The sequence below is a fragment of the Streptomyces sp. SM18 genome (genome assembly GCF_002910775.2).
In the GTDB taxonomy this organism is placed as follows: domain Bacteria; phylum Actinomycetota; class Actinomycetes; order Streptomycetales; family Streptomycetaceae; genus Streptomyces; species Streptomyces halstedii.
Window position 1 is genome coordinate 4637112 of record NZ_CP029342.1, and the last position, 23282, is coordinate 4660393.

A 23282-nucleotide genomic window follows, 5' to 3' on the forward strand; every position below is an offset into this window, starting at 1 on the left:
AGAAGCCCCGGCCGTCAGGCGGCCGGGGCTTCTGGATGTCGTGTGCGGGTCAGCCGGTGTAGGGCTTCGCCGTGAGGATCTTCACCGTCGCCTTCTTGCCGTTCGGCAACTCGTACTCGGCCTCTTCGCCCATCCTCTTGCCGTTCACGCCCGTGCCGAGCGGGGACTGCGGGGAGTAGGTCTCGATGTCACCGGTCGCGTATTCGCGGGAGGCGAGCAGGAAGGTGAGGGTGTCGTCCGGGTCGCCGTCGAAGGCGATCGTCACGACCATGCCGGGCTCGACCACGCCGTCGTCGGCCGGCGGCTCGCCGACCTTCGCGTGTTCCAGGAGCTGGGTGAGCTGACGCACCCGGAGCTCCATCTTGCCCTGCTCCTCCTTGGCTGCGTGGTACCCGCCGTTCTCGCGGAGGTCACCCTCCTCGCGGGCCGCCGCGATCTTGACGGAGATCTCCGTGCGCGCGGGACCAGACAGGTACTCCAGCTCGGCCTTGAGCTGGTTGTACGCCTCCTGCGTGAGCCAGGTGACGTTATCGCTGGTCTGGGTCACAGGGTGCTCCTCGTCGGTACTGGGAATACAAAGCATCGCCCTACCCCAAGCATGTGCTGCCACGGGTGGGCGAAACCACGAGCCTAACAATTCCCCGCGAAAAGGGGGAGAAGGTAAACCGTCACACGCGGGCCGGCGCCACTCCGCGCCCCCGCGCACGATGTGCGTCCGGCCGTTTCCGCGCGCCCCGGGGGGCCCGGGTCAGTCGTTGACCCCGCACCCCATCAGCTCGACCGCCGTCGCCCTGGACGTCGTACGCACCGAGACCACCGTGTCGATCCGGTCGGACCCCGCGTCGAGCCGGACCTCCTTGCGGCCCACCTCGCCGCCGTCCTCGCTGAGCGCGCGGACGGTGCAGTGCGCCACGACGTCCGTCTCCTTGCGCACCTCGACGTGGGCGTCGGCCCGCTCGTCGGAGACCACCTTGGACTTGATGATCTCGGCGCTCACGTCCTGGCCCACGACGTACGCGTAACCGAACCAGCCGAGCAGGGCGAGGAGCGCCGCACCGAGCACCGCGCCGACGATCTTCAGTGTGCGGTCGGCGCGTTGGTCCCGTGACCGGCCGTAGCGCCCGTCGGGCAAGGCCTCACGCACCGCCGTCATGATCGTTCCTCCGGTACCGGGAATCGAGGAATTTTCCGCCCCCTGGTTCAGTCACTATAGAAGCCGACCACCGCGACGAATCACCGAGGACCAGTCTTGACCCAGCAGCTGCGACTGATGGCCGTTCACGCCCACCCCGACGACGAGTCGAGCAAGGGCGCGGCCACCATGGCCAAGTACGTGTCCGAGGGGGTGGACGTCCTGGTCGTCACCTGCACAGGGGGCGAGCGGGGGTCCATCCTCAACCCCAAGCTCCAGGGGGACGCGTACATCGAGGAGCACATCCACGAGGTGCGCAAGAAGGAGATGGACGAGGCCCGGGAGATCCTGGGCGTCAAGCAGGAGTGGCTCGGCTTCGTCGACTCGGGGCTGCCCGAGGGCGACCCGCTGCCGCCGCTGCCCGAGGGCTGCTTCGCCCTGGAGGACGACGAGACGGCGGCGGGGCGCCTCGTCGCGAAGATCCGCGCGTTCCGGCCGCAGGTGATCACCACGTACGACGAGAACGGCGGCTACCCGCACCCCGACCACATCAAGACCCACACCATCTCGATGATCGCCTTCGAGGCCGCCGCGGACACCGAGCGGTTCCCCGAGGCGGAGTTCGGACCGGCCTGGCAGCCGCAGAAGCTCTACTACAACCAGGGCTTCAACCGGCCGCGCACCGTCGCCCTCCACGAGGCGCTGCTCGCCCGGGGGCTGGAGTCCCCGTACGGCGACTGGCTGGAGCGCTGGAAGGAGTTCGGGCGCGCCGAGCGCACGCTGACCACGCACATCCCGTGCGACGACTTCTTCGAGATCCGCGACAAGGCGCTGATCGCGCACGCCACGCAGATCGACCCGGACGGTGGCTGGTTCCGGGTTCCCATGGACGTCCAGCGGGAGGTCTGGCCGACCGAGGAGTACGAGCTCGCGAAGTCTCTGGTCGATACCTCCCTCCCCGAGAGCGACCTCTTCGCGGGCATCCGCGACAATGCCTGATATGTACGCGACCCAGGCACTGACGCACCTCGTCCCGCTCGCCGCCGACGAGCTCGACAAGAACAAGGTCACCCCCGGCGTCCTCGGATTCCTCGTCTTCGCGGCGCTGGCCGTGGGCGTGTGGCTGCTGATGAAGTCGATGAACCGCCACATGGGCAAGGTCGACTTCGAGGAGGCGCCGGACCCCGCGGCGACCGGTGAGACGTCGCCGGAGAAGGCCGGCGCGTCCGGCACCTGACCGGCCGCCCGGACCCCGCGTGGGCCGTGCCCGTACGGACGGGCCCCCGCGGGGTTCCGGTGTGCCGTGCGGCACGGGTGGTGCCCCGGGCCGGGCGCCCCGTCAGCGGACGGGCCGCGGCCTCGCCCCCACCGGGACGCCCATGACCTCGCGCGCCTGGCGGGACGGGGTCAGGCCGAGGCGCCAGGCCTGCCAGCCGTCGTCCAGGTCCACACCGCGGTTCAGGACCACCCCGAAGGCGTCGGCGCAGTTCGTCAGCTTGACGTCGCGCATCGGGTGGGCGTCCTGGACCAGCTCCGCGAGCTCCTGCTGCGCCACCGCCGTACCCACCTCGCTGCCGCCGGGCGACGCGTACGGCAGCAGGGTGCACCGCAGGAAGCGGGCCCAGTCGCCGCCCCGGGCGTCCGCGTACGAGGCGAACAGGCCGATCGCCTCGTCGCACAGCTCCAGCGCCTGGGCGGTGCGGTTGTTGCCGCCGTCCACCAGGGCCAGCTCCAGGCAGGTCCAGGCCTCCCCGTGGGCCACCCCGATGCGCCGGAAGTCGGCCCGCGCGTCCACCAGGAGCTGCCGGGCGAAGCCGGAGTTGCGGAGGTTGCCGGTCTGCGCGGCCCGCTGGTCGCGGGTGGCCCGGCCCGAGTGGTGGCGGGCGCAGGCCAGCCCGTACACGTCCCGCATGCGGGAGAACATCGTCCGGGACCGCTCCAGCTCGCGGACGGCCTGGTCGGTGTCACCGTCCTCCTCCATCGCCTGCCCCAGGTAGTACAGGGTCCAGGCCTCGCCCCGGGCGTCCTCGTTGGCGCGGTGCCGGGCCAGTGCCTCGCGCAGCTGCTCCACGGCAGGGGCCGCGTCGCCGTCCAGCAGCCGGGCACGGGCCAGCTGGGTCAGGGCCCAGGCCTCGCCGCGCTCGTCCTGGGTGCGGCCGTACAGATCGAGGGCGGTGGACAGTTCCTCCTCGGCACGGGGCACGTCGCCCAGGCGCAGGCAGACCTGCCCGAGCTGGAAGTGCGACCAGGCCTCGCCGTGCAGCGACTCGCCCTCCCGGTGCAGGGTGAGCGCGGTGTCGAGCAGGGTCAGGGCCTCGGCGAGGTTGGCCCGGTCGCGTTCCACGGCGGCCAGGGCGTGCATCGACCAGGCGCGGTCCTCGGCCTGGTCGTCGGAGGCCTGGAGGCCGATCGCCTCCCGCAGCCGCGCCGACGCCTCGGTCAGATTGCCCTGGTGGTGCAGGGTGATGCCGAGCGAGCAGAGCGCGAGGGCGGCCCCCGCGTCGTTCTCGGCGTCCCGGTACAGCCCGACGACGGAGGACAGCGTGGTGCGTGCCTTGTCCAGCTCCCCGAGCTGGCGGGCCGCGATGCCCGTACGCCACTGCACGGACCGCTCCAGCAGACCGCGGTCCACGGCCTGGGTCAGCTCGCTGATCTCACCGAGCCGGTACAGGTCGCCGCGGAGCAGGCAGTAGTCGCACAGGGCACCCAGCAGGTGCAGTACGGCCGCCTGATCCACCCCCTCCGCGTGCCGCAGCGCCGCGGTGATGAAGCTCGACTCGTCGTCCAGCCAGCGCAGCGCCGCGTCCAGCGAGCTGAAGCCGTGCGACCCGAACTGCCCGGCCCGGGTGGACATCTTGCCGTCCACCATGCGGATCACCGCGTCGGCCAGCTCCGCGTAGTTCTGGATGAGGCGTTCCTGCGCGGCGGTGCGCTCCTGGAGCGGCTCCTCGTCCAGCAGCCGGGCCAGGGCGAAGTCCCGTACGAGGTCGTGCAGCCGGTAGCGCGAGCCCCGCACATGGATGAGCAGCCCCGTCCGCGACAGGCTCTCCAGCAGCCGCCCGGCCTCCTGTTCACCGGCGCCCAGCAGCGACGCGGCGGCCGCCGCGCCGAGACTGGCGCGGCCGGCCAGGGCGAGCCGCCGCAGCAGCCGCCGGCCCTGCTCGTCCTGGTCGGTGTAGCGCAGCCACAGGGCGCGTTCGACGGGGGTGGCCGAGGCGTACGCCCCGAGCCCCTCGGCGAGATCGGACCGGGTACGGGAGCCGAGCGCGGAACCCGCCACGCGCAGGGCGAGCGGCAGCCCGCCGCACAGCTCGACGACCAAGTCCGTGGACGGGTAGTCGTACGGCCCCTGCTCCTTGTCCTGGGCCGACTCCCGCAGCAACTCCTCGGCCCCCGCCGCGTCCAGGCCGCCCACGGGCAGCTGGTGCACCCGGGCCGCGGCACCGGCGGGCAGGTCGAGGGGTTCGCGGGCGGTGACCAGGACCAGGCTGTCGGAGCGTTCGGGGACGAGGGCCGCGACCTGGGCGGCGTCGGTGGCGTCGTCCAGGACGACCACGACGGGGGTGCCGGTCAGATGCTGGTGGTACAACTCGCCCAGGCGTCGCACCTGCTGCTCGGCGGAGGACCGTTCCCGGAACAGCAACTGCTCCCGGGGCGCGCCCAGCCGGTTGAGCAGGTGCAGCAGCGCGTCCCGGGTGGGCAGCGGCGCCTCGCCGGCCACCTCGCCCCGCAGATCGACCACGCACGCCCCCCGGAACTGGTCCCGGAGCGCGTGCGCCGCCCGCACGGCGAGCGAGGTGCGGCCCGAACCGGGTGCCCCGTGCAGGACGACGACGGTCGGCAGGGTCTCGGTCGCCGCGCGGGCGGCGTGCACCCACCGGGCGATCTGCGCCATCTCGGTGCGGCGCCCCGCGAACGGGCCTTCGGCGGCGGGCAGATGCTGGAAGGACTGGGCCAGCAGCGAGCGGGTGCGGGCGGCGGCGCTGCGGTCCTGGCGGCGCAACTGCGGCACGACGGAGGCGGCGGACTTCTTCGGGGTGCGGGTGGCGGCGGCCGTCAGCACGCGCTGCTGGTCGAGGAACGGGCGGATGCCCCGTACCTCCAGCGCCGTGAGCCACTGGAGCCTCAGCTGTTCGGCGCCGCCGGGCTGGCTCAGCGCACCGGCCCTGCGGTGGGCGGCGGGCCAGTGCGACGCGGTGACCCGGGCGACGGTCGCGGTGGTGCCCGCGACGGCGACGACGGCGCCCGCACCGAAGGCGAGACCGGTCTCCGTACCGAACGCGAGGTCCGCCCCGAACGCGGCGGCCGCGGCAACACCGGTCACCAGCAGCGGGGTGGACAGCGTCGCCTTGGTGAAACGCTGCCCGAGCGGCCGCCGCCCGGCCTGCGCCGCGTCGAGCGCCTCGGTGTACGCGGCGTACTCCTCGGCGGCGCCCGCCGCCATCGTGTCCAGCGCGCCCCGCGCACGCGCCAGCAGCGCGCCGGCGTCCGTCCGGCCGCCGGTGCGCCGCGCCTCTTCCTCCACGGCCCGTACCAACAGCCGTTCGGCGTCGGCCCGATGGCTGTCCCGCATCGCCATACGTCCCCCTCGTGTGTCGCCCGTCGGCCGCTCGTGGCCGCGTCCGTCGTGTGGACCGCCCAGTCTCCTGCGTCGGGCGCCCGCGCGACAGGGAGTCCGCGAGACTACGCCCCGACGGACGGGGACACGGCGCCGCCGGGCGCGTGTTTCTCTGGACGCTCAGGGGACCCTGGGGGGACCTGCCTCAGCGGCTCGGCGTGTGGGCGGGTTGTCGTCCGGCGCGGTCAGACGGCTGCCAGGTCGACGGCGACGGAGAAGGGCGCGGCGGCCTTGATCACGCCGGTGAACATCTCGCCGTCCCGGTAAGCCTTGGCGGCGGGGTCGAGGACGTAGGTGTAGACGATCGGGACACCGGTCGCGGCCTGCTCGATGCGCCAGTAGAAGGGGATGCCGGCCTTGGCGTACTGGTCCACCTTCACGATCCGGTCGGTGGTCTCCGAGCCGGGCGACACGACCTCCACCACCAGGAGTACATGTTCGGGGCGGGTGGGCGTGAGATCGATGGTCTCCGCCCGGTAGACCGCGACATCCGGACGACGGTTGGTGAGGGGGACGTCTTGCAGGCGGACGTCGAAGTCCGTGTCGGCGTTCCAGTCCGGGCCTCCGGCGGTGTCCAGGGCATTGGCCAGGATCCGGGCCAGCCGGTTGTGCCGCTTGGAGGCGCTCGGGCTCACGACGACCATCCCGTCCACGATCTCGATGCCGGCGCACTGCTCCTCGGACCAGGAGTCGTACTGCTCCGCGCTGATCTGCGTGTGCATCCACGCGGGTGCCACCATCTCGGCGGTCATGGTGTACCTCCTTCGAGGAGCTCCGCGGTTCCGGCATTGCCGGCCTCAGCCTACTGTCCTGTGCTGCCCGGGCGCCCGATGTGGAATCGGGGCGGAACCTTCGCGGGCTTCCTTGGCGGAGCGGGGCCCTGTGAGAGGCTGGATCGCATGAACCGGTTGGCTGGTGTGACCTCGCCTTATCTGCTTCAGCATGCCGACAATCCCGTCGACTGGTGGCCCTGGGGGCCGGACGCCTTCGAGGAGGCCCGGCGGCGTGATGTGCCCGTTCTGCTGTCGGTCGGCTACTCGGCCTGCCACTGGTGCCACGTCATGGCGCACGAATCGTTCGAGGACGCGGAGCTGGCGGCGTATCTGAACGAGCACTTCGTGGCCGTGAAGGTCGACCGCGAGGAGCGGCCCGACGTCGACGCCGTGTACATGGAGGCCGTGCAGGCCGCGACCGGTCAGGGCGGCTGGCCGATGACCGTCTTCCTCACCGCGGACGCCGAACCCTTCTACTTCGGCACCTACTTCCCGCCGGAGCCCCGCCACGGCATGCCCTCCTTCCGGCAGGTCCTCGAAGGGGTCGCCGCCGCCTGGACCGGTCGGCGCGCGGAGGTCGCGGAGGTCGCCGGACGCATCGTCACCGATCTCGCCGGCCGCTCCCTGTCGCACGGCGGTGACGGCGGTGTGCCCGGCGAACCTGAGCTGGCGCAGGCGTTGCTCGCGCTGAGCCGGGAGTACGACGAGAAGCACGGCGGGTTCGGCGGGGCGCCCAAGTTCCCGCCGTCCATGGCCGTCGAGTTCTTGCTGCGCCACCACGCCCGCACGGGGGCCGAGGGCGCCTTGGAGATGGCCGCCGACACCTGTGCGGCGATGGCGCGGGGCGGGATCTACGACCAGCTCGGCGGCGGGTTCGCCCGCTACTCGGTGGACCGGGAGTGGGTCGTCCCGCACTTCGAGAAGATGCTCTACGACAACGCGTTGCTGTGCCGGGTGTACGCCCATCTGTGGCGCGCCACCGGCTCCGGCCTGGCCCGCCGGGTGGCGCTGGAGACCGCCGACTTCATGGTCCGCGAACTGCGCACGGCCGAGGGCGGTTTCGCCTCGGCGCTGGACGCCGACAGCGAGGACGCCGAGGGCCGGCACGTCGAGGGCGCCTACTACGTCTGGACGCCCGCGCAGTTGCGCGAGGTGCTGGGCGAGGAGGACGCGGCCTTCGCCGCCGGGTACTTCGGGGTGAGCGACGAGGGCACCTTCGAGGAGGGTTCCTCGGTGCTCCGCCTCGTGCGGTCCGGCCCGGACGAGGACCCGGCGCGCGTCGCGGACGTACGGGCCCGGCTGCTGGCCGCACGCGGGTCGCGGGTGCGCCCGGAGCGCGACGACAAGGTCGTCGCCGCCTGGAACGGGCTGGCCGTCGCCGCGCTCGCCGAGACCGGCGCCTACTTCGACCGGCCCGACCTGATCGAGCGCGCCACCGAGGCCGCCGATCTGCTTGTACGGGTCCACATGGGCGACACCGCCCGGCTCTGCCGCACCTCCAGGGACGGCCGGGCGGGCGACAACGCCGGGGTCCTGGAGGACTACGGCGATGTGGCGGAAGGATTCCTCGCGCTGGCCTCGGTCACGGGCGAGGGTGCCTGGCTGGATTTCGCCGGATTCCTGCTGGACATCGTGCTGGAGCGTTTCACCGGTGAGCACGGTCAGCTGTACGACACCGCGGACGACGCGGAACGGCTGATCCGCCGGCCGCAGGACCCCACCGACAGCGCCACCCCGGCCGGCTGGACCGCGGCCGCCGGCGCGCTCCTGTCGTACGCCGCGCACACCGGCTCCGAGGCGCACCGCACGGCCGCCGAGGGGGCGCTCGGGGTGGTGAAGGCGCTGGGACCGAAGGCGCCCCGGTTCATCGGCTGGGGGCTGGCCGTCGCCGAGGCGCTGCTGGACGGGCCCCGTGAGGTGGCGGTGGCCGGGCCGGTCGGCGGGGAACTGCACCGGGCGGCGCTGCTCGGGCGGGCGCCCGGTGCCGTGGTCGCCGCGGGGGAGGCGCCCGAGGGCGGTGGGGAGTTCCCGCTGCTGGTGGACCGGCCGCGGGTGGACGGGGCGCCGACGGCGTACGTCTGCCGGCACTTCGTGTGCGACGCCCCGGCCACGGACGTGACGGAGCTGGAGCGGAAGCTCGGCGGCTGAGACACGCGAGGAGGGCCCGGCCGTGGCGGCCGGGCCCTCCTCACGTACGGCGGGTGTGCTCAGCCGTGCTGGTAGGCGACCAGGGAGATGCCGACGTAGTGCACGACGAACGCCGCCAGCGTCAGCGAGTGGAAGACCTCGTGGAAACCGAACCAGCGCGGTGAGGGGTTCGGCCGCTTGATGCCGTAGATCACCCCGCCCGCGCTGTAGAGCAGCCCGCCCACGACGACGAGGACGAGGACGGCTATGCCGCCCGTCCGCATGAAGTCCGGCAGGAAGAACACTGCCGCCCAGCCCATCGCGATGTAGCACGGGGTGTAGAGCCAGCGCGGGGCGCCGACCCAGAACACCCGGAAGGCGATACCAGCCGCCGCCGCGCCCCAGACCGCCCACATGAGCGGCCGGCCGGTGGACTCCGGCAGCAGGAGCAGCGTCAGCGGGGTGTAGGTGCCCGCGATGATCAGGAAGATGTTGGCGTGGTCCAGCCGGCGCAGCACCGCCTCGCCGCGCGGGCCCCAGGTGCCGCGGTGGTAGACGGCGCTCACGCCGAAGAGCAGGCACGCCGTGAGGATGTAGACCGCGCAGGCGATCCGCGCGCGGGTGCTGTCCGTGAGCGCGATGAGGGCGATCCCCGCGATGAGCACCGCGGGGAACATGCCCGCGTGCAGCCAGCCGCGCAGCCGTGGCTTCACAGGGACGGGGGCGGTGAGCTCGACGGGCCCGGAGGCTGCGGCGGCAGAAGTCATGACCGCATGCTACCTACGCCTCCGTAGGTAACGGATTCGAGTGGCGATGGTCACGCCCGCTCACTTGGGCGGCCCTCTGGACATATGGGCGCGAGGAGTGGAACATCAAATGAGTGCGGTCGGTACCGGATGAGCGCCAGCATGGGGGACGAAGCATCCGGGCCGCAGCCCCCATGGGGCCTCTTCCACAGAAACCCACTCCAAGGAGCGATCGTGGCGCGCGACATCGCGGCTCCCCTCACTGTTCCGACCAACCACCGGGAGCTCGCCTCCTGGGTGGACGAGATCGCGGCAATCACCGAGCCGGACCAGGTGGTCTGGTGCGACGGATCCGAGGCCGAGTACGAGCGCCTGTGCGAGGAGCTCGTCGCCAAGGGCACCTTCACGAGACTCGACCCGGTCAAGCGCCCCAACTCGTACTACGCCGCGTCCGATCCGAGCGATGTCGCCCGCGTCGAGGACCGCACCTTCATCTGCTCCCGCAAGGAGGAGGACGCGGGCCCGACGAACCACTGGAAGGCTCCCGCGGAGATGCGCGAGATCTTCACCGGGGAGCGGGGCGTCTTCCGGGGCGCCATGCGCGGTCGCACGATGTACGTCGTCCCGTTCTGCATGGGCCCCGTCGGCTCCCCGCTCTCCGCGATCGGGGTGGAGCTCACCGACTCCGCGTACGTCGCCGTCTCGATGCGCACCATGACACGCATGGGCCGGGCGGTCCTGGACGAACTGGGCGACGACGGCTTCTTCGTCAAGGCCGTCCACACCCTCGGCGCCCCGCTCGCGGACGGTGAGAGCGACGTCCCCTGGCCCTGCAACTCCACCAAGTACATCTCGCACTTCCCGGAGGACCGCGAGATCTGGTCGTACGGATCCGGCTACGGCGGCAACGCCCTCCTCGGCAAGAAGTGCTACGCGCTGCGCATCGCCTCCGTGATGGCCCGCGACGAGGGCTGGCTCGCCGAGCACATGCTGATCCTCAAACTCACCCCGCCGCGTGGGGAGTCGGCGAGCCCGAAGTACATCGCCGCCGCGTTCCCGAGCGCCTGCGGCAAGACCAACCTCGCCATGCTGGAGCCCACGATCCCCGGCTGGACCGTGGAGACCGTCGGTGACGACATCGCCTGGATGCGGTTCGGCGAGGACGGCCGGCTGTACGCGATCAACCCGGAGGCCGGCTTCTTCGGTGTCGCGCCCGGCACCGGTGAGCACACCAACGCCAACGCGATGAAGACGATGTGGGGCAACTCCGTCTTCACCAACGTCGCCCTCACCGACGACGGCGACGTGTGGTGGGAGGGCATGACCGAGGAGCCGCCCGCGCACCTCACGGACTGGAAGGGCAACGACTGGACCCCCGAGTCTGGTTCGCCCGCCGCCCACCCCAACGCCCGCTTCACGGTGCCGGCCGGCCAGTGCCCGATCATCGCCCCGGAGTGGGAGGACCCCAAGGGGGTGCCGATCTCGGCCATCCTCTTCGGCGGCCGTCGCGCCTCCGCCGTCCCGCTGGTCACCGAGTCCCTGACCTGGCAGCACGGTGTCTTCCTCGGTGCCAACGTCGCCTCCGAGAAGACCGCCGCCGCCGAGGGCAAGGTCGGTGAGCTGCGCCGCGACCCGTTCGCCATGCTGCCGTTCTGCGGCTACAACATGGGCGACTACATGCGGCACTGGCTGGACGTCGGCGCGGACAAGGCCGACCAGTCCAAGCTGCCGAAGATCTACTACGTCAACTGGTTCCGCAAGAACGACGCGGGGAAGTTCGTCTGGCCGGGCTTCGGTGAGAACAGCCGCGTCCTGAAGTGGATCGTCGAACGCCTGGAGGGCACGGCCGAGGGCGTCGAGACCCCGATCGGCGTCCTGCCGGCCAAGGGCGCCCTGGACACCGACGGTCTGGACATCGACCAGTCCGACCTGGAGTTCCTCCTCACCGTCGACACCGACGTCTGGCGCGAGGAGGCCGCGCTGATCCCGGAGCACCTCGACACCTTCGGCGACCACACGCCGAAGGAGCTGTGGGACGAGTACCACGCCCTGGTGCGGCGCCTGGGCTGACCCCGATCCCCGCGGCGGGCGTCATGTCATCCGCCCTGACCTGTGGAAACGACCACCGCCGCGGCCCGGACCCGGAGCACCCCCTCACCTCTCCGGGCCGGCCCCCGCACCGCCCCGCCGGGCGCGAACCCGGCGGGGCGGTGTGCTGTGCGGGGGCGGGGGGCGCGCTGCCCGGCGGGCGATGCGTGGGCCAGTGCCTGTGGTGCCGGGCGGGACGTGTGGACCGGGCCGTCAGGGTGCGCCCACCAGGGCGGTGGGGTCGGTGGGGGACAGGGCCGCGGTGTGCGCGTCCATGGCCTCGGCGGCGAGGATCGCGACCGCCGTGTCGGCGCGGGACGCGGCGACCACCAGGGCCCGGCCCGCGAGGGCGTGGGCGCGGCGGCGCAGGGCCGGTGCCGGGGCGTCGGTCCGTCCGGCGTGGCGGGCGGGCGGGGCGCCCCGTAGCCGGGCCACCTGGGCCGCGATGCGGTCGCCTTCGGCGGTGAGCCCGAGTTCGTCGGTGACCGCGAGCAGGGCGCCGAGGTGCCCGGCGAGCTGGATGTCCAGCTCGTCCTCACGGCTGCGGTGCGGGAAATCGGCGTGGTCGGCCGATGTGTGGACCGATTTGGTGCGGATCGGCTCGTACATGGGTGGCCTCCTGACGTTACAGTCAGGCCATCCTATCTTAGATCCAGTCTAAAGTTGTGCATGATCCGGACAACTCCGGTTCGACCGCGCTCAGGGCTGGCTGTAACCGTCCAGGAAGCGGCCGATCCGGGTCACCGCGTCGGTCAGGTCCTTGGCGGGGGGCAGCGTGACCACCCGGAAATGGTCCGGATCCGGCCAGTTGAAGCCGGTGCCCTGCACCACCATGATCTTCTCGGCCCGCAACAGGTCCAGGACCATCTGCCGGTCGTCCTTGATCTTGAACACCTTGGGATCCAGCCGGGGGAAGAGGTACAGCGCCCCCTTCGGCTTCACACAGGTCACCCCGGGGATCCGCGTCAGCAGGTCGTACGCGATGTCCCGCTGCTCCAGGATCCGCCCGCCCGGCAGCACCAGGTCCTCGATCGACTGCCGCCCGCCGAGCGCGGTGGCCACCGCGTGCTGGGCCGGCATGTTGGCGCAGAGCCGCATGTTGGCCAGGACCGTCAGTCCCTCGATGTACGAGGAGGCGTGCGCCTTCGGACCGCAGACGGCCATCCAGCCGGAGCGGTAACCGGCGATCCGGTAGTTCTTGGAGAGCCCGTTGAAGGTGAGGACCATCAGGTCCGGGGCGACGGCCGCGGTCGGGGTGTGGGTGGCGCCGTCGTACAGGATCCGGTCGTAGATCTCGTCGGAGCAGACGACCAGATGGTGGCGGCGGGCGATCTCCGTCAGGCCGCGCAGCATCTCCTCGTCGTACACCGCGCCGGTCGGGTTGTTCGGGTTGATGATCACGATCGCCTTGGTGCGGTCGGTGATCCGGCGTTCGACGTCGGCGAGGTCCGGCATCCAGTCGGCCTGCTCGTCGCAGCGGTAGTGCACCGCCGTACCGCCGGCCAGCGAGACCGAGGCGGTCCACAGCGGGTAGTCCGGGGCGGGGACGAGCACCTCGTCGCCGTCGTCGAGCAGCGCCTGCATCGACATCTGGATCAGCTCGGAGACGCCGTTGCCCAGGTAGACGTCCTCGACTCCGAGGTCGATCCCCTTGGTCTGGTAGTGCTGCATCACCGCGCGGCGCGCGGACAGCAGTCCCTTCGCGTCGCCGTACCCGTGCGCCCCCGAGAGGTTGCGCAGGATGTCCTCCAGGATCTCCGGCGGGCACTCGAAGCCGAAGGCCGCGGGGTTGCCCGTGTTGAGCTTGAGGATGCGGTGGCCCGCCGCCTCCAGCCGCATGGCCTCTTCGAGCACGGGGCCGCGGATCTCGTAACAGACGCCGGAGAGCTTCGTTGACTGGATGACCTGCATGGCTGCGAGCTTACGACCGTGTTTCGCACGGTGCGCCCGGTGCGCGGCCGTGCCGGTCCCGCGACGGACGGCCCGCGCGGCGTCGGCTCTTCCATCGGCATGCCGCCCCGGCCGGGGACCGTGGGAAGGACCGGTCGGGGCGGCGCCGGGGCTTGGATTACGGGCGTGGCGGGCGGAACGGGTGAGATGCGCCACGCGGCGCCGGTCCGGGACGCCCCTCGGACACCGGCGCCACGCGGCGCCGCTCGGGCACCCCGGCCTATCCGGGCAGGACGGTCCCCTCGGGGAGCCGCAGGCCGAAGTCCTCGGACAGCACCCGCACGACCTCCGCCGCGCTGTCCAGCTCGCGCTCCTGGACCGTGCCGTCGTCCGCCGTGCGCACATAGGTCCGGCCGGAGAGCGCCAGGTGGAGTCCCGGCAGGGTGCGCTGGGCGTACACCACCTCCCGGAACGGTGAGCGCGGGTAGGTCGCCATGTGCCAGTTGGCGACCTCGAAGTCCGGTGCCTCGAAGGGCTCCAGGGTGAACTCGTACTGCGGCTCCCAGACGCCGCCCTTGTCCGTCTGCAACTCCCACAGCTCCAGCGGCCCGTCGTGCGGGGCGTGGACCAGGCGGTGGCGGCGCGGGGCGTCGGACAGCACGGCGTCCACCACGAGCGGGACGGGCTCCAGGAGCGCCCCCGTCGACCCGAAGCCGACGTCCGCCACGAAGGGCGTGGGCTCGTCCTCGGCCAGGACCTCCAGCAGCATGTGGGTCCGCGGCCGGACGTCACCGGGCGCCGCCCCGACGACCACCCGCGCGGCCAGCAGCGTCACCCGGAAGCCCAGCTCCGTCAGGGCGGCGGCCAGCAGGGTGTTCTGCTCGTAGCAGTACCCGCCGCGCGCGGAGCGGACGAGCTTCGCCTCCAGGTCGGGCACCGCGAGGGACGGGACGCCGCCGAGGGCGGACTCCAGGTTCTCGAACGGGATGCCGCACACATGCTTGCGGTGGACGGAACGCAGGACGTGCGCGGTGGGACGCCGCTCTCCGGTCCAGCCGATGCGGGCGAAGTAGGCGTCGAGGTCGAGTGTCATTCCCCGACAGTACGCAGACGGCTCAGATGTATCTCAAATCCGGTGCGGGCGCGGCCGGTCCGGGGCAGGCTCCCCGCATGATCGGTTTCGGCACGCAGACCAAGCACGACGGCGCCGCGCTCCTGGTACGGGAGGCGGACGCGATCACCGAGCGGCTCAGGCGGGCCCTGGACACCGCCCCGGACGCCGAGCGCCCCGGCCTGGAACGGGCCCTCGCGCTCGTCGCCGAGGCCGCCGCCGTCCCGGACGCCGAACTGCGCGCCCGGTGGGTGCGCCAGCGGCTCGACGCCGCGGGATACGAGGGGCCGCCCGACTCGGTGCGGGCCATCAAGACGCTGCGTGAGGCGGAGCCGGCGCTGAGCCTGCTCGCGGCGGTGGGGTACGCCAAGGAGACGGCGAGGGCCGAGAGTGCTCCGGGGGCGGCTTCCGAAGGGTGAAGGGCGGGCCGCCGGCGCGGACCGTCCCGGCGCGCCCTCACCGTTCGACGGGACGGGAAACGTGGCTGGATTTCGCCCCTTGTGGGGCGCCCCTCCATACAGAAGCATGCGCATGTCAAAACCGGAAGAACTCCGGTCACGGCATACCTGGAGGGGACCCCCACATGAAGAAGCCTCTCGTCGGAGCGTTTCTTTCCGTTCTGCTCCTCGGGGCGGGTGTCGCACCGGCGGCCGCCGCCGGGACGACGGACGCGCCGCAAGTCCGTGCCAAGGCGGTCAACTTCGCCGGCACTGTCGCGCTCAGCAACTGCTCCGGCTCGGTCGTCCGCGTGCCCGCGTCCCAGCCGGACGACCCCGCCCTCGTGCTGTCCAACGGCCACTGCCTGGAGACCGGCTTCCCCGGTCCCGGTCAGGTCCTGCTCAACCGGTCCTCGACCCGCAGCTTCACCCTGCTGAACGCGGCGGGCAGCGGCGTCGGCACCCTGCGCGCGTCCAAGATCGCCTACGGCACGATGACGGACACCGACGTCTCGCTGTACCAGCTGACGCGTACGTACGCCCAGATCGAGAGCTCCTACGGCATCAAGGCCCTGGAACTCGACTCCGCGCGCCCGGCGCAGGGCACCGCGATCACCGTCGCCTCCGGCTACTGGAAGCGCATGTACAGCTGCGCCGTCGACGGGTTCGCCTACCGCCTCAAGGAGGGCTCCTGGACCTGGAAGGACTCGGTCCGCTACACCTCCGCCTGCCAGACGATCGGCGGCACCTCCGGGTCCCCGGTGATCAGCGACACGACCGGCAAGGTGGTCGCGGTCAACAACACCGGGAACGAGGACGGCCAGCGGTGCACGGACAACAACCCGTGCGAGGTCGACGAGAACGGGGCCGTGACCGTCCGCAAGGGCATCAACTACGCCCAGCAGACGTACGGCATCGTGCCGTGCGTCGGCCCCGGCAACCAGATCGACCTGAACCGGACGGGCTGCGCCCTGCCCAAGCCGTAGGACCCCTCACCTCCCCAGGGGCGGTGGGACTCCCGCCTCCGCCCCTGGGCCTCGCCGCCGGGCCTCCGGCCTCCCGGCCCGGCCCCGCCACGCGTTCAGGGCCGGACCGGGCGCCCGGCTCCCCGTACCGCGCGGCCCGCCAGGACGGACGTGCGGCGGCCGTCCTCGATGACGAAGCGGCCGTCGATCAGCACGTGCGGGATGCCCACCGGCAGGGTGCGCGGCTCGTCGAACGTGGAGCCGGCCGCCACCGTGTCCGGGTCGAAGAGGACCAGGTCGGCGCGGTGGCCCTCGCGGACGAGCCCCCGGTCCGGCAGGCGCAGCCGCGCGGCGGGGCGGGAGGTCAGATGGGCGACGCACTCCTCCAGGGACAGGACGCCCAGCTCACGGACGTACCGGCCGAGATAGTGCGGGAAGGTGCCGTAGGCGCGCGGGTGCGGCTTGTCGCCCTGGAGGATGCCGTCGCTGCCCCCGGTGTGCACCCGGTGGCGCATGATCTCCCGGACGTTCTCCTCGTGGCCGACGTGCTGGAGGATCGTCGTGCCGAGCCGGTCCTCGGTCAGCAGCCGGCGGGCCGTCACCCAGGGCGCCTCACCACGCGTCCGGGCGGACTCGGCGACCGTACGGCCGACGTATCCGGCCAGCTCCGGCGCGCCGACACCCGAGATCTCGATGGTGTCCCAGTCGATGGGTACGCCGTGGCAGCCGTCCGAGCCCACGGACTCCAGATGGTGGCGGATCCGCTCGGCATCCGCCTCGTCCGCGAGCCGCGTCAGGACCGACTCGGGCCCGCCCGCCCCGGCCCAGCTCGGCAGCATCGCCACCAGCGTCGTGCAGCCGGGGGTGTACGGATAGGTGTCCAGCGAGATGTCGGCACCCGCCGCCAGGGCGTCGTCCAGCAGGGCGAGGAGGTCGGGGGCCCTGCCCTCGTTGACACCGAAGTTCATGGTGGCGTGCGCCAGGTGCAGGGCGCAGCCGGCGTCACGGGTGAGCCGGACCATCTCCTCGTACGCGGCGAGCGCCCCGGCGCCGTACGAGCGGTGGTGCGGGCAGTAGTAGCCGTCGTACCGGGCCACCACCCGGCACAGCTCGGTGAGTTCGGAACCGCTCGCGTACATCCCCGGGGTGTACGTCAGGCCTGAGGACATGCCGACGGCGCCCTCGGTCATCCCCTGGGCGACCAGGTCCTTCATCCGGACCAGTTCGGACTCGGTGGCCGGACGGTCCTCCCAGCCCACCGCGAGCATCCGCACGGTGCCCTGCGGGACGAGGTAGGCGGCGTTGACCGCGATGCCCTGGCCGCCGAAGTTGCGGTCCAGGCGGTCCAGGTAGCCGCCCACGGTGCGCCAGTCGAAGTCGACGCCGGAGCCGTCGCCGTTCCAGCCGGCGATGGCGCGCCGCACCTCGGACAGGGTCCGGTCGTCGGCGGGGGCGTAGGACAGCCCGTCCTGTCCGAGGACCTCCAGGGTGACGCCCTGGGCGGCCTTCGCGCTGTGGTCGGGGTCGCGCAGCAGGGCCAGGTCGCTGTGCGCGTGCATGTCGGTGAAACCGGGGGAGAGCGCCAGCCCGTCGGCGTCCAGGGTGCGGGCGCCGGTGGGGCGCGGGCCGTCGCCCTCCCGGCGGATCTCGGTGATCCGGCCGTCCGTGACACCCACGTCGGCGCGGTAGGAGGGCGCGCCGGAACCGTCGACGACGCGGGCGTCGCGGATGACCAGGTCCATGAGGGTTTCGCCTTTCGGGGCGGGGGCGGCCCGCCGGGGTCAGAAGAAGGTGCGGAGGTAGCCGGTGACGGTGCCGTCGGCCTCGGCCAGCGGGATCAGCTGCCACTTGTCGAAGGACGTGCAGGGGTGCGAGAGCCCCATGCCGACCCAGTCCCCGACCTCCAGACCGGTGCCCGCGTCCGTGCGGAGCCAGCCGTGCTGGTCGGACAGGCCGGTGACCGTGACACCGGTGGCCGGGCGGACCGAGCCGTCGCGCGCGGAGCGGATCACCTGCGCCTCGGGGAGGTCGAGGTCGTGGGCCGCGTCGCGCTTGCCCGCGTTGACGAAGGCCTGGTCGGGCGAGGGCCGCGACACGACCTGCGCCCAGAGCCGGAACGCGGGGCGCAGCGCGCCCTCGTCGGGGTGGCGGTTGAAGGGGGTGAGGTGGCGGTAGTGGCCGTCGTCATGACTGACGTACGCGCCCGAGCGCAGCAGCGTGCACACCGGGCGGCTCAGCTCCGGGACGTCCGCGAAGACCTCGGCGACCGTGTCGAACCAGGCGCTGCCGCCCGCGCTGAGGACGATCTCCTCGTCGGCGGCCAGGGCGCCGAAGCGGCCGGCCGCGTCGAAGCCGGCGGCCAGCGCCACGAGCCGGCCGAGCCACTCCCGTACCCGCTCGGGGGAGGCGTCGGGGACCTCGCCCTCGTACCCGGCGACGCCCACCAGGCGCAGCGTGGGTACGGCGGCCACGGCGTCGGCGACCGCCGCGCAGTCGGCCTCCGTGCGGGCGCCGGTGCGCGCGCCCTGCCCCGCTCCCAGCTCCACGACGACATCGACGGGGCGTGTGGCACCGGCCGCGCGCAGCGCCTCGTCCATCAGCTCGACGCCGCGCGCCGAGTCCACGTAGCAGACGAAGGTGAAGTCCGGGTCGGCGTCCAGTTCGGCGGCCAGCCACCGCAGGGCGACCGGGTCCACGACCTCGTTGGCCAGGAAGATCCGGCGGATGCCGTACGCCCGGTAGACCCGTACCTGGTGGGGGACGGCGGCGGTGATGCCCCAGGCGCCGTGCTCCAGCTGGCGGGCGAAGAGCTCCGGGGACATCGACGTCTTGCCGTGCGGTGCGAAGGCCAGCCCGTGCCGCTCGGTGTACGCCTCCAGGAGGGCGAGGTTGGCCTCCACGGACTCGGCGGAGAGCGCCAGCACGGGGGTGGTGAACCCGCCGGTGAACAGGTTCCGGCGCTCGGCCGCCAGGGCGCCGACGGTCAGGCCCTCCGCGTCGGGCGGCAGGCCCTTGAAGCGGTGGTCGACGCGTTCGTCGGCGAGTGCCGCGACGGCGTCCGCCACGGCTCCCGCGCGCGGCCGGTCCGTGGGCTGTCCGGCGGACCGGTCGGCGGGCTGCTGCTCGACGGCCAAGGGATCCTCCTCGGAGAGTGGGTGTTGCGCCATGTGCAACGGTCATTGCGCATATCGCTCGACGCTGTCTAACATCCGAGCCGATGCCGGGTCAATGGTCCCCACCGGCGCCCACGGCCGACCAGGAGGAGCCAGCGTGCCCGGATCCGCAGCCAGGACACCCGCCGCGGACACGGACGTCGTCTGCCTCGGCGAGTCCATGGTGACGTTCCTGCCCTCCCGGCCCGGCCGCCTCGCCGACGTCCCCTCCTTCTCCCGGACCATCGGCGGCGCCGAGTCCAACGTCGCCTGTGCCCTGGCCTCGGCCGGACACACCGTGACGTGGGTCAGCCGGGTCGGCGCGGACGGCTTCGGGGACCACCTCGTCGAGGCCGTCGGCGCGTACGGGGTGGACACCTCCGCCGTACGCCGCGACCCGGACCGCCCCACCGGCGTCTACTTCCGCACCGCGACGGACCGGGCCACCGACGTCCACGAGGTGGCGTACTACCGGGCGGGCTCCGCCGCCTCCGCGATGTCCCCGGACAACGTCCCCCGTGACGTCCTCTCCGGCGGCCGCGTCCTGCACCTGTCCGGCATCACCGCCGCGCTCTCCGCCGACTGCCTGGCCCTGCTCCACGACCTGACCGCACCCCGCCCCGGCCGCCCCCTGCTCTCCTTCGACGTCAACCACCGGCCCGGCCTGTGGCGGGGCCGCGAGCCGGGGCCCGAGGTGCTGCTGGAGCTGGCCCGCCGCTGCGACCTGGTCTTCGTCGGGGAGGACGAGGCGGAGGAGGTCTGGGGCGTCCGCGGCACGCGAGCCGTCCGGGCGGCGCTGCCCGAGCCGGACGTCCTCGTCGTCAAGCGGGGCGCGGAGGGCGCCACCGTCCTCTCCCGCACCGGCGGGGGACGCCCCGACACCGTGACCGACGTCCCCGCGCTCCGGGTGGAGGTGGTCGCCCCCGTCGGCGCCGGTGACGCGTTCGCCGCCGGGTTCCTCTCCGCCACCCTGCGCGGCCTGCCCGTACGGGAGCGGGCCCGGCACGGGCACCTGATGGCCGCCGCCGTCCTCACCGTTCCCGGCGACCTCACCGCACCCCCCGCCCGCCCGCACGCCGACCGCCTCGCCGCCCTGGACGACACCGCCTGGGGCACACTTCGTCTCGGCCCCGGCTGGACGGACGAAGGGGCGAACGAGGAGGCCGAAGCCACATGAGCCAGACCGTCGACCGCGCGCTGAGCATCCTGCCGCTGCTGGCCCAGGGCCCCGCCGACCTCGGCCAGGTCGCGGAGCGGCTCGGCGTCCACAAGTCCACGGCACTGCGCCTGCTGCGGACGCTCCACGAGCACGGGCTCGTCTACCGCCAGCAGGACCAGCGCTACCGGCTCGGCGCCCGGCTCTTCTCCCTCGCCCAGGAAGCGGTCGAGAACCTCGACGTACGCGAGATCGCCCACCCCCACCTCGTCGAGCTCAACGAGCGGTGCGGGCACACCGTCCACCTCGCCGTGTACGAGGAGCACGAGGTCCTCTACATCGACAAGGTGGAGAGCCGCTACCCCGTGCGGATGTACTCGCGGATCGGCAAGCCCGTCGCGATCACCGTCGCCGCGGTCGCCAAGCTGCTCCTCGCCGACCTGGCCGAGCCGGAGCGGCGCGCGATCGCCGAACGGCTCGACTACCCCATGTACACGTCCCGTTCGACCCCGAACGCAGGCGCCTTCCTCCGGGAGCTCGCCGTCGTGCGCGAACAGGGATGGGCCACCGACCTCGGCGGCCACGAGGAGTCCATCAACTGCGTCGGCGCGCCCGTCCGGGGCGCGGACGGGCGGGTCGTCGCCGCCATGTCGGTGTCCGCGCCGAACGTGGTCGTCACCGCCGAGGAACTCCTCACCCTCCTCCCGCTGGTGCGCCGCACCGCCGACGCCGTCAGCCGGGACTACTCCGGTACCACCCACACGAAGAAGGCATGAACCGCCATGACCGAGAAGACCGCTCTCACCCCCAGCACCCACACCACCCCGCCCGCGAAGTTCTCGCACGGCGTGCGGAAGGGCAACATCCTCCAGGTCGCCGGTCAGGTCGGCTTCCTGCCCGCCGTGGAGGGCCAGGCACCCACCCCGGCCGGCCCCACCCTGCGCGAGCAGACCCTCCAGACCTTCGCCAACGTCAAGGCGATCCTGGAAGAGGGCGGCGCGAGCTGGGACGACGTGATGATGATGCGTGTCTACCTCACGGACGTCGACCACTTCGCCGAGATGAACGCCCTCTACAACGCGTACTTCGAGGAGCAGGGCCTCACCGCCCCCGCCGCCGCCCGTACGACGGTCTACGTGGGCCTGCCCAAGGGGCTGCTCATCGAGATCGACGCCCTCGCCGTCCTGGGCTGAGCCGGGCCCTCCCGCCCGTACGGGCCTGCCCGCACCGTACGGGCCTGCCCGCACCGTACGGGCCTGCCCGCACGGTCCGGGACGCCGACAGCGCCGCCGGGGGAGCGGCGGCGCTGCGGGTCATCGGGGTGGGAGCGGGGGGTTACGGAAGGCCGTGGACGTGCGGGCCGACCGCGCCGGACCAGGCGTTACCGGCCGTGGCGTCCCAGTTCGTCGACCAGGTCATCGCGCCGCGGATGTCCGGGTACGTCTTGGACGGCTTGAAGGAACCGCAGCTGGTGCCCTTGGCGAGGCAGTCCAGGGCCGCGTTCACGACCGACGGGGCGACGTAGCCGCTGCCCGCGCCCCGGGTGGAGGCGGGGACACCGAGACCGACCTGCGACGGGGCGAGGCCGCCCTCCAGCTGGATGCAGGCGAGCGCGGTGAGGAAGTCCACCGAACCCTGCGAGTAGACCTTGCCGTCGCAGCCCAGCATCGAACCGCTGTTGTAGTACTGCATGTTGACGACGGTCAGGATGTCCTTGATGTTGAGCGCCGTCTTGAAGTACTCACCGGACGTGGACTGCATGTCGATGGTCTGCGGCGCCATCGTGATGACGAGGCCGGAGCCCGCCTTCGCGGACAGCGAGCGCAGCGCCTTCGTCATGTAGGTGGAGTTGAGGCCGTTCTCCAGGTCGATGTCGACCCCGTTGAAGCCGTACTCCTGGATCAGGGCGTACAGCGAGTCGGAGAACGCGTTCGCGGAGGCGTCGCTGTTGACCGAGACCGTGCCCTTCTCACCGCCGACGGAGATGATGATGTTCTTCCCCGCGGCCTGCTTGGCCTTGATGTCGGTCTTGAACTGGGCGACGGTGTAGCCGTTCAGGCCCGCCGAGTCCAGGTTGAAGGTGACGGCGCCGGGCGTGGAGGTGGCGTCCGCGAAGGAGACGGCGATGATGTCGTAGGCCGCGGGCACGTCGCTGAGCTTCTGGACGGCGGCGCCGTTGTTGAAGTTCTGCCAGTAGCCGGTCACCGCGTGCTTGGGCACGGAGGTCGAGGGGCCGGGGGTGTCCGACTTGGCCGTACGCCCGCTGACCGTGGCCGACTTGACCGACTCACCGGCGGCGTTGGTGGCGCTCACCGAGAACTGGTAGGCGGTGTCGGCGGCCAGTTGGCCCACCGTCGCCGAGGTGCCGGTGGTGGTGGTCGCCTTGGCGCCGTCCCGGTAGACGGTGTAGCCGGTGGCGCCGGAGACCGTGTTCCAGGAGAGGGCCACGGACGAGGACGTGGTGGTGCCGACGGTCAGCCCGGCCGGGGCGCCGGGGACCGCGGGACCGGGCTGGTCCGTACCGCCGCCGCCGTCCGGTCCGACGACCTCGACGTCGTCGGCGAGGTAGGCCGCCTGGCCGTACCAGCCGTGGGTGTAGACGGTCACCGAGGTGGTGGACGGGCCGGTGGTGAAGCTGGTCCGCAGCTGCGTCCAGCCGGTGCTGCCCGGCGTCCAGGTGGAGACGTCGGTGGTGCCGGTGCCGCTCGCGCCGAGGTAGGCGTACCCGCCCTGCACCCAGGAGCTCAGCGTGTAGGTGGAGCCGGGCTTCACGGCCACCGACTGGGCGCACCGGGCGTTGTCCTGGCCACTGGGGGTGGCCTTGAGCGCGGCGGTGCCGCCGTGCACGGGGGAGGAGACGGTCGTACCGCTGTTGGCGGAACAGGTCCAGCCGGTGAGGCCGTTCTCGAACCCGGCGTTCTTGGCGACGTTGATGTCCGCCGCCTGGGCGCTGCCGGCCAGCCCGGTCACGGACAGGGCTCCGGCCGCGAGCACGGCGACGGCTCCGCCGAGGAGGGGTCGGGAGCGGCGGCTTCTTCGACTGCTGCCTGCGGAGCGTTCCACTTGCTGCCTCCGGTGGGGGAGTTG

General features: G+C 72.4%; 20 protein-coding genes. 9 read left to right on the forward strand and 11 right to left on the reverse strand.

Annotated features, from left to right (window positions below):
• Nucleotides 1-49 precede the first annotated feature (49 nt).
• Together greA and B9S64_RS21120 are read right to left on the reverse strand one after the other, a co-directional pair.
• Nucleotides 50-547, reverse strand: a complete 498-nt coding sequence (greA, locus tag B9S64_RS21115) for a transcription elongation factor GreA (RefSeq protein ID WP_014048009.1) — start codon at nucleotides 545-547, stop codon at nucleotides 50-52.
• Between the two features lie 201 nt (nucleotides 548-748).
• Nucleotides 749-1153 carry a DUF4307 domain-containing protein gene (locus B9S64_RS21120; protein ID WP_103490652.1) on the reverse strand — a complete coding sequence of 135 codons (405 nt, stop codon included), beginning with the start codon at nucleotides 1151-1153 and terminating at the stop codon, nucleotides 749-751.
• Nucleotides 1154-1249: 96 nt separating this feature from the next.
• Between B9S64_RS21120 and mca the strand changes: the two genes are divergently transcribed.
• Both mca and B9S64_RS21130 read left to right on the forward strand, forming a co-directional pair.
• A complete protein-coding gene (gene mca / locus B9S64_RS21125; RefSeq protein WP_103490653.1) occupies nucleotides 1250-2131 on the forward strand; it encodes a mycothiol conjugate amidase Mca in 882 nt (293 codons plus the stop codon).
• 1 nt (nucleotide 2132) lies between these two features.
• Complete coding sequence (locus tag B9S64_RS21130; protein WP_103490654.1) at nucleotides 2133-2369, forward strand: hypothetical protein; 237 nt, start codon at nucleotides 2133-2135, stop codon at nucleotides 2367-2369.
• 102 nt (nucleotides 2370-2471) lie between these two features.
• Here B9S64_RS21130 and B9S64_RS21135 read toward each other — a convergent pair whose 3' ends face one another.
• Together B9S64_RS21135 and B9S64_RS21140 are read right to left on the reverse strand one after the other, a co-directional pair.
• Nucleotides 2472-5705, reverse strand: a complete 3234-nt coding sequence (locus B9S64_RS21135) for a tetratricopeptide repeat protein (RefSeq protein ID WP_181012240.1) — start codon at nucleotides 5703-5705, stop codon at nucleotides 2472-2474.
• 230 nt (nucleotides 5706-5935) lie between these two features.
• Entirely contained in the window at nucleotides 5936-6502 is a 567-nt protein-coding gene (locus tag B9S64_RS21140; protein WP_103490656.1) for a Uma2 family endonuclease, read from the reverse strand.
• 147 nt (nucleotides 6503-6649) lie between these two features.
• Between B9S64_RS21140 and B9S64_RS21145 the strand changes: the two genes are divergently transcribed.
• On the forward strand, nucleotides 6650-8671 hold the full coding sequence (locus tag B9S64_RS21145; RefSeq protein WP_103490657.1) for a thioredoxin domain-containing protein: 2022 nt from the start codon (nucleotides 6650-6652) through the stop codon (nucleotides 8669-8671).
• A 59-nt stretch (nucleotides 8672-8730) separates the two neighbouring features.
• Here the strand turns inward: B9S64_RS21145 and B9S64_RS21150 are convergent, their stop codons facing one another.
• Nucleotides 8731-9417, reverse strand: a complete 687-nt coding sequence (locus B9S64_RS21150) for a hemolysin III family protein (protein ID WP_103490658.1) — start codon at nucleotides 9415-9417, stop codon at nucleotides 8731-8733.
• A 213-nt stretch (nucleotides 9418-9630) separates the two neighbouring features.
• Here B9S64_RS21150 and B9S64_RS21155 point away from each other — a divergent pair, with 213 nt between their 5' ends.
• Nucleotides 9631-11466 carry a phosphoenolpyruvate carboxykinase (GTP) gene (locus B9S64_RS21155; RefSeq protein ID WP_103490659.1) on the forward strand — a complete coding sequence of 612 codons (1836 nt, stop codon included), beginning with the start codon at nucleotides 9631-9633 and terminating at the stop codon, nucleotides 11464-11466.
• Nucleotides 11467-11697: 231 nt separating this feature from the next.
• Here the strand turns inward: B9S64_RS21155 and B9S64_RS21160 are convergent, their stop codons facing one another.
• The 3 genes from B9S64_RS21160 to B9S64_RS21170 form a co-directional block, all read right to left on the reverse strand.
• The gene (locus B9S64_RS21160; RefSeq protein ID WP_103490660.1) at nucleotides 11698-12093 is read right to left on the reverse strand and encodes a hypothetical protein; all 396 of its coding nucleotides are present in this window, start codon (nucleotides 12091-12093) and stop codon (nucleotides 11698-11700) included.
• Nucleotides 12094-12183: 90 nt separating this feature from the next.
• The gene (locus B9S64_RS21165; protein WP_103490661.1) at nucleotides 12184-13395 is read right to left on the reverse strand and encodes a pyridoxal phosphate-dependent aminotransferase; all 1212 of its coding nucleotides are present in this window, start codon (nucleotides 13393-13395) and stop codon (nucleotides 12184-12186) included.
• Nucleotides 13396-13654: 259 nt separating this feature from the next.
• A complete protein-coding gene (locus B9S64_RS21170; RefSeq protein WP_103490662.1) occupies nucleotides 13655-14467 on the reverse strand; it encodes an arylamine N-acetyltransferase in 813 nt (270 codons plus the stop codon).
• A gap of 77 nt (nucleotides 14468-14544) precedes the next feature.
• On the opposite strand from B9S64_RS21170, the gene B9S64_RS21175 reads away from it, so the two are divergent.
• Both B9S64_RS21175 and B9S64_RS21180 read left to right on the forward strand, forming a co-directional pair.
• The gene (locus B9S64_RS21175; RefSeq protein WP_103490663.1) at nucleotides 14545-14904 is read left to right on the forward strand and encodes a hypothetical protein; all 360 of its coding nucleotides are present in this window, start codon (nucleotides 14545-14547) and stop codon (nucleotides 14902-14904) included.
• A 164-nt stretch (nucleotides 14905-15068) separates the two neighbouring features.
• Entirely contained in the window at nucleotides 15069-15908 is an 840-nt protein-coding gene (locus B9S64_RS21180; RefSeq protein ID WP_037879077.1) for a serine protease, read from the forward strand.
• A gap of 95 nt (nucleotides 15909-16003) precedes the next feature.
• On the opposite strand, the gene B9S64_RS21185 is transcribed toward B9S64_RS21180, so the two are convergent.
• Both B9S64_RS21185 and B9S64_RS21190 read right to left on the reverse strand, forming a co-directional pair.
• Nucleotides 16004-17629, reverse strand: coding sequence for an amidohydrolase family protein (locus B9S64_RS21185; protein ID WP_103490664.1), 1626 nt, complete (start codon nucleotides 17627-17629; stop codon nucleotides 16004-16006).
• A 39-nt stretch (nucleotides 17630-17668) separates the two neighbouring features.
• Nucleotides 17669-19054, reverse strand: coding sequence for an alanine racemase (locus B9S64_RS21190; RefSeq protein WP_228869222.1), 1386 nt, complete (start codon nucleotides 19052-19054; stop codon nucleotides 17669-17671).
• Nucleotides 19055-19115: 61 nt separating this feature from the next.
• Here B9S64_RS21190 and B9S64_RS21195 point away from each other — a divergent pair, with 61 nt between their 5' ends.
• The 3 genes from B9S64_RS21195 to B9S64_RS21205 are packed head-to-tail and all read left to right on the forward strand — an operon-like array spanning nucleotide 19116 to nucleotide 21388.
• Complete coding sequence (locus B9S64_RS21195) at nucleotides 19116-20216, forward strand: sugar kinase (RefSeq protein WP_103490665.1); 1101 nt, start codon at nucleotides 19116-19118, stop codon at nucleotides 20214-20216.
• On the forward strand, nucleotides 20213-20971 hold the full coding sequence (locus tag B9S64_RS21200; RefSeq protein ID WP_103490666.1) for an IclR family transcriptional regulator: 759 nt from the start codon (nucleotides 20213-20215) through the stop codon (nucleotides 20969-20971). Before B9S64_RS21195 ends, B9S64_RS21200 begins: the two co-directional genes overlap by 4 nt.
• Before the next feature lie 6 nt (nucleotides 20972-20977).
• Nucleotides 20978-21388, forward strand: a complete 411-nt coding sequence (locus B9S64_RS21205) for a RidA family protein (protein ID WP_028439030.1) — start codon at nucleotides 20978-20980, stop codon at nucleotides 21386-21388.
• Between the two features lie 142 nt (nucleotides 21389-21530).
• Here the strand turns inward: B9S64_RS21205 and B9S64_RS21210 are convergent, their stop codons facing one another.
• A complete protein-coding gene (locus B9S64_RS21210; RefSeq protein ID WP_103490667.1) occupies nucleotides 21531-23258 on the reverse strand; it encodes a chitinase in 1728 nt (575 codons plus the stop codon).
• Between the last annotated feature and the right edge of the window lie 24 nt (nucleotides 23259-23282).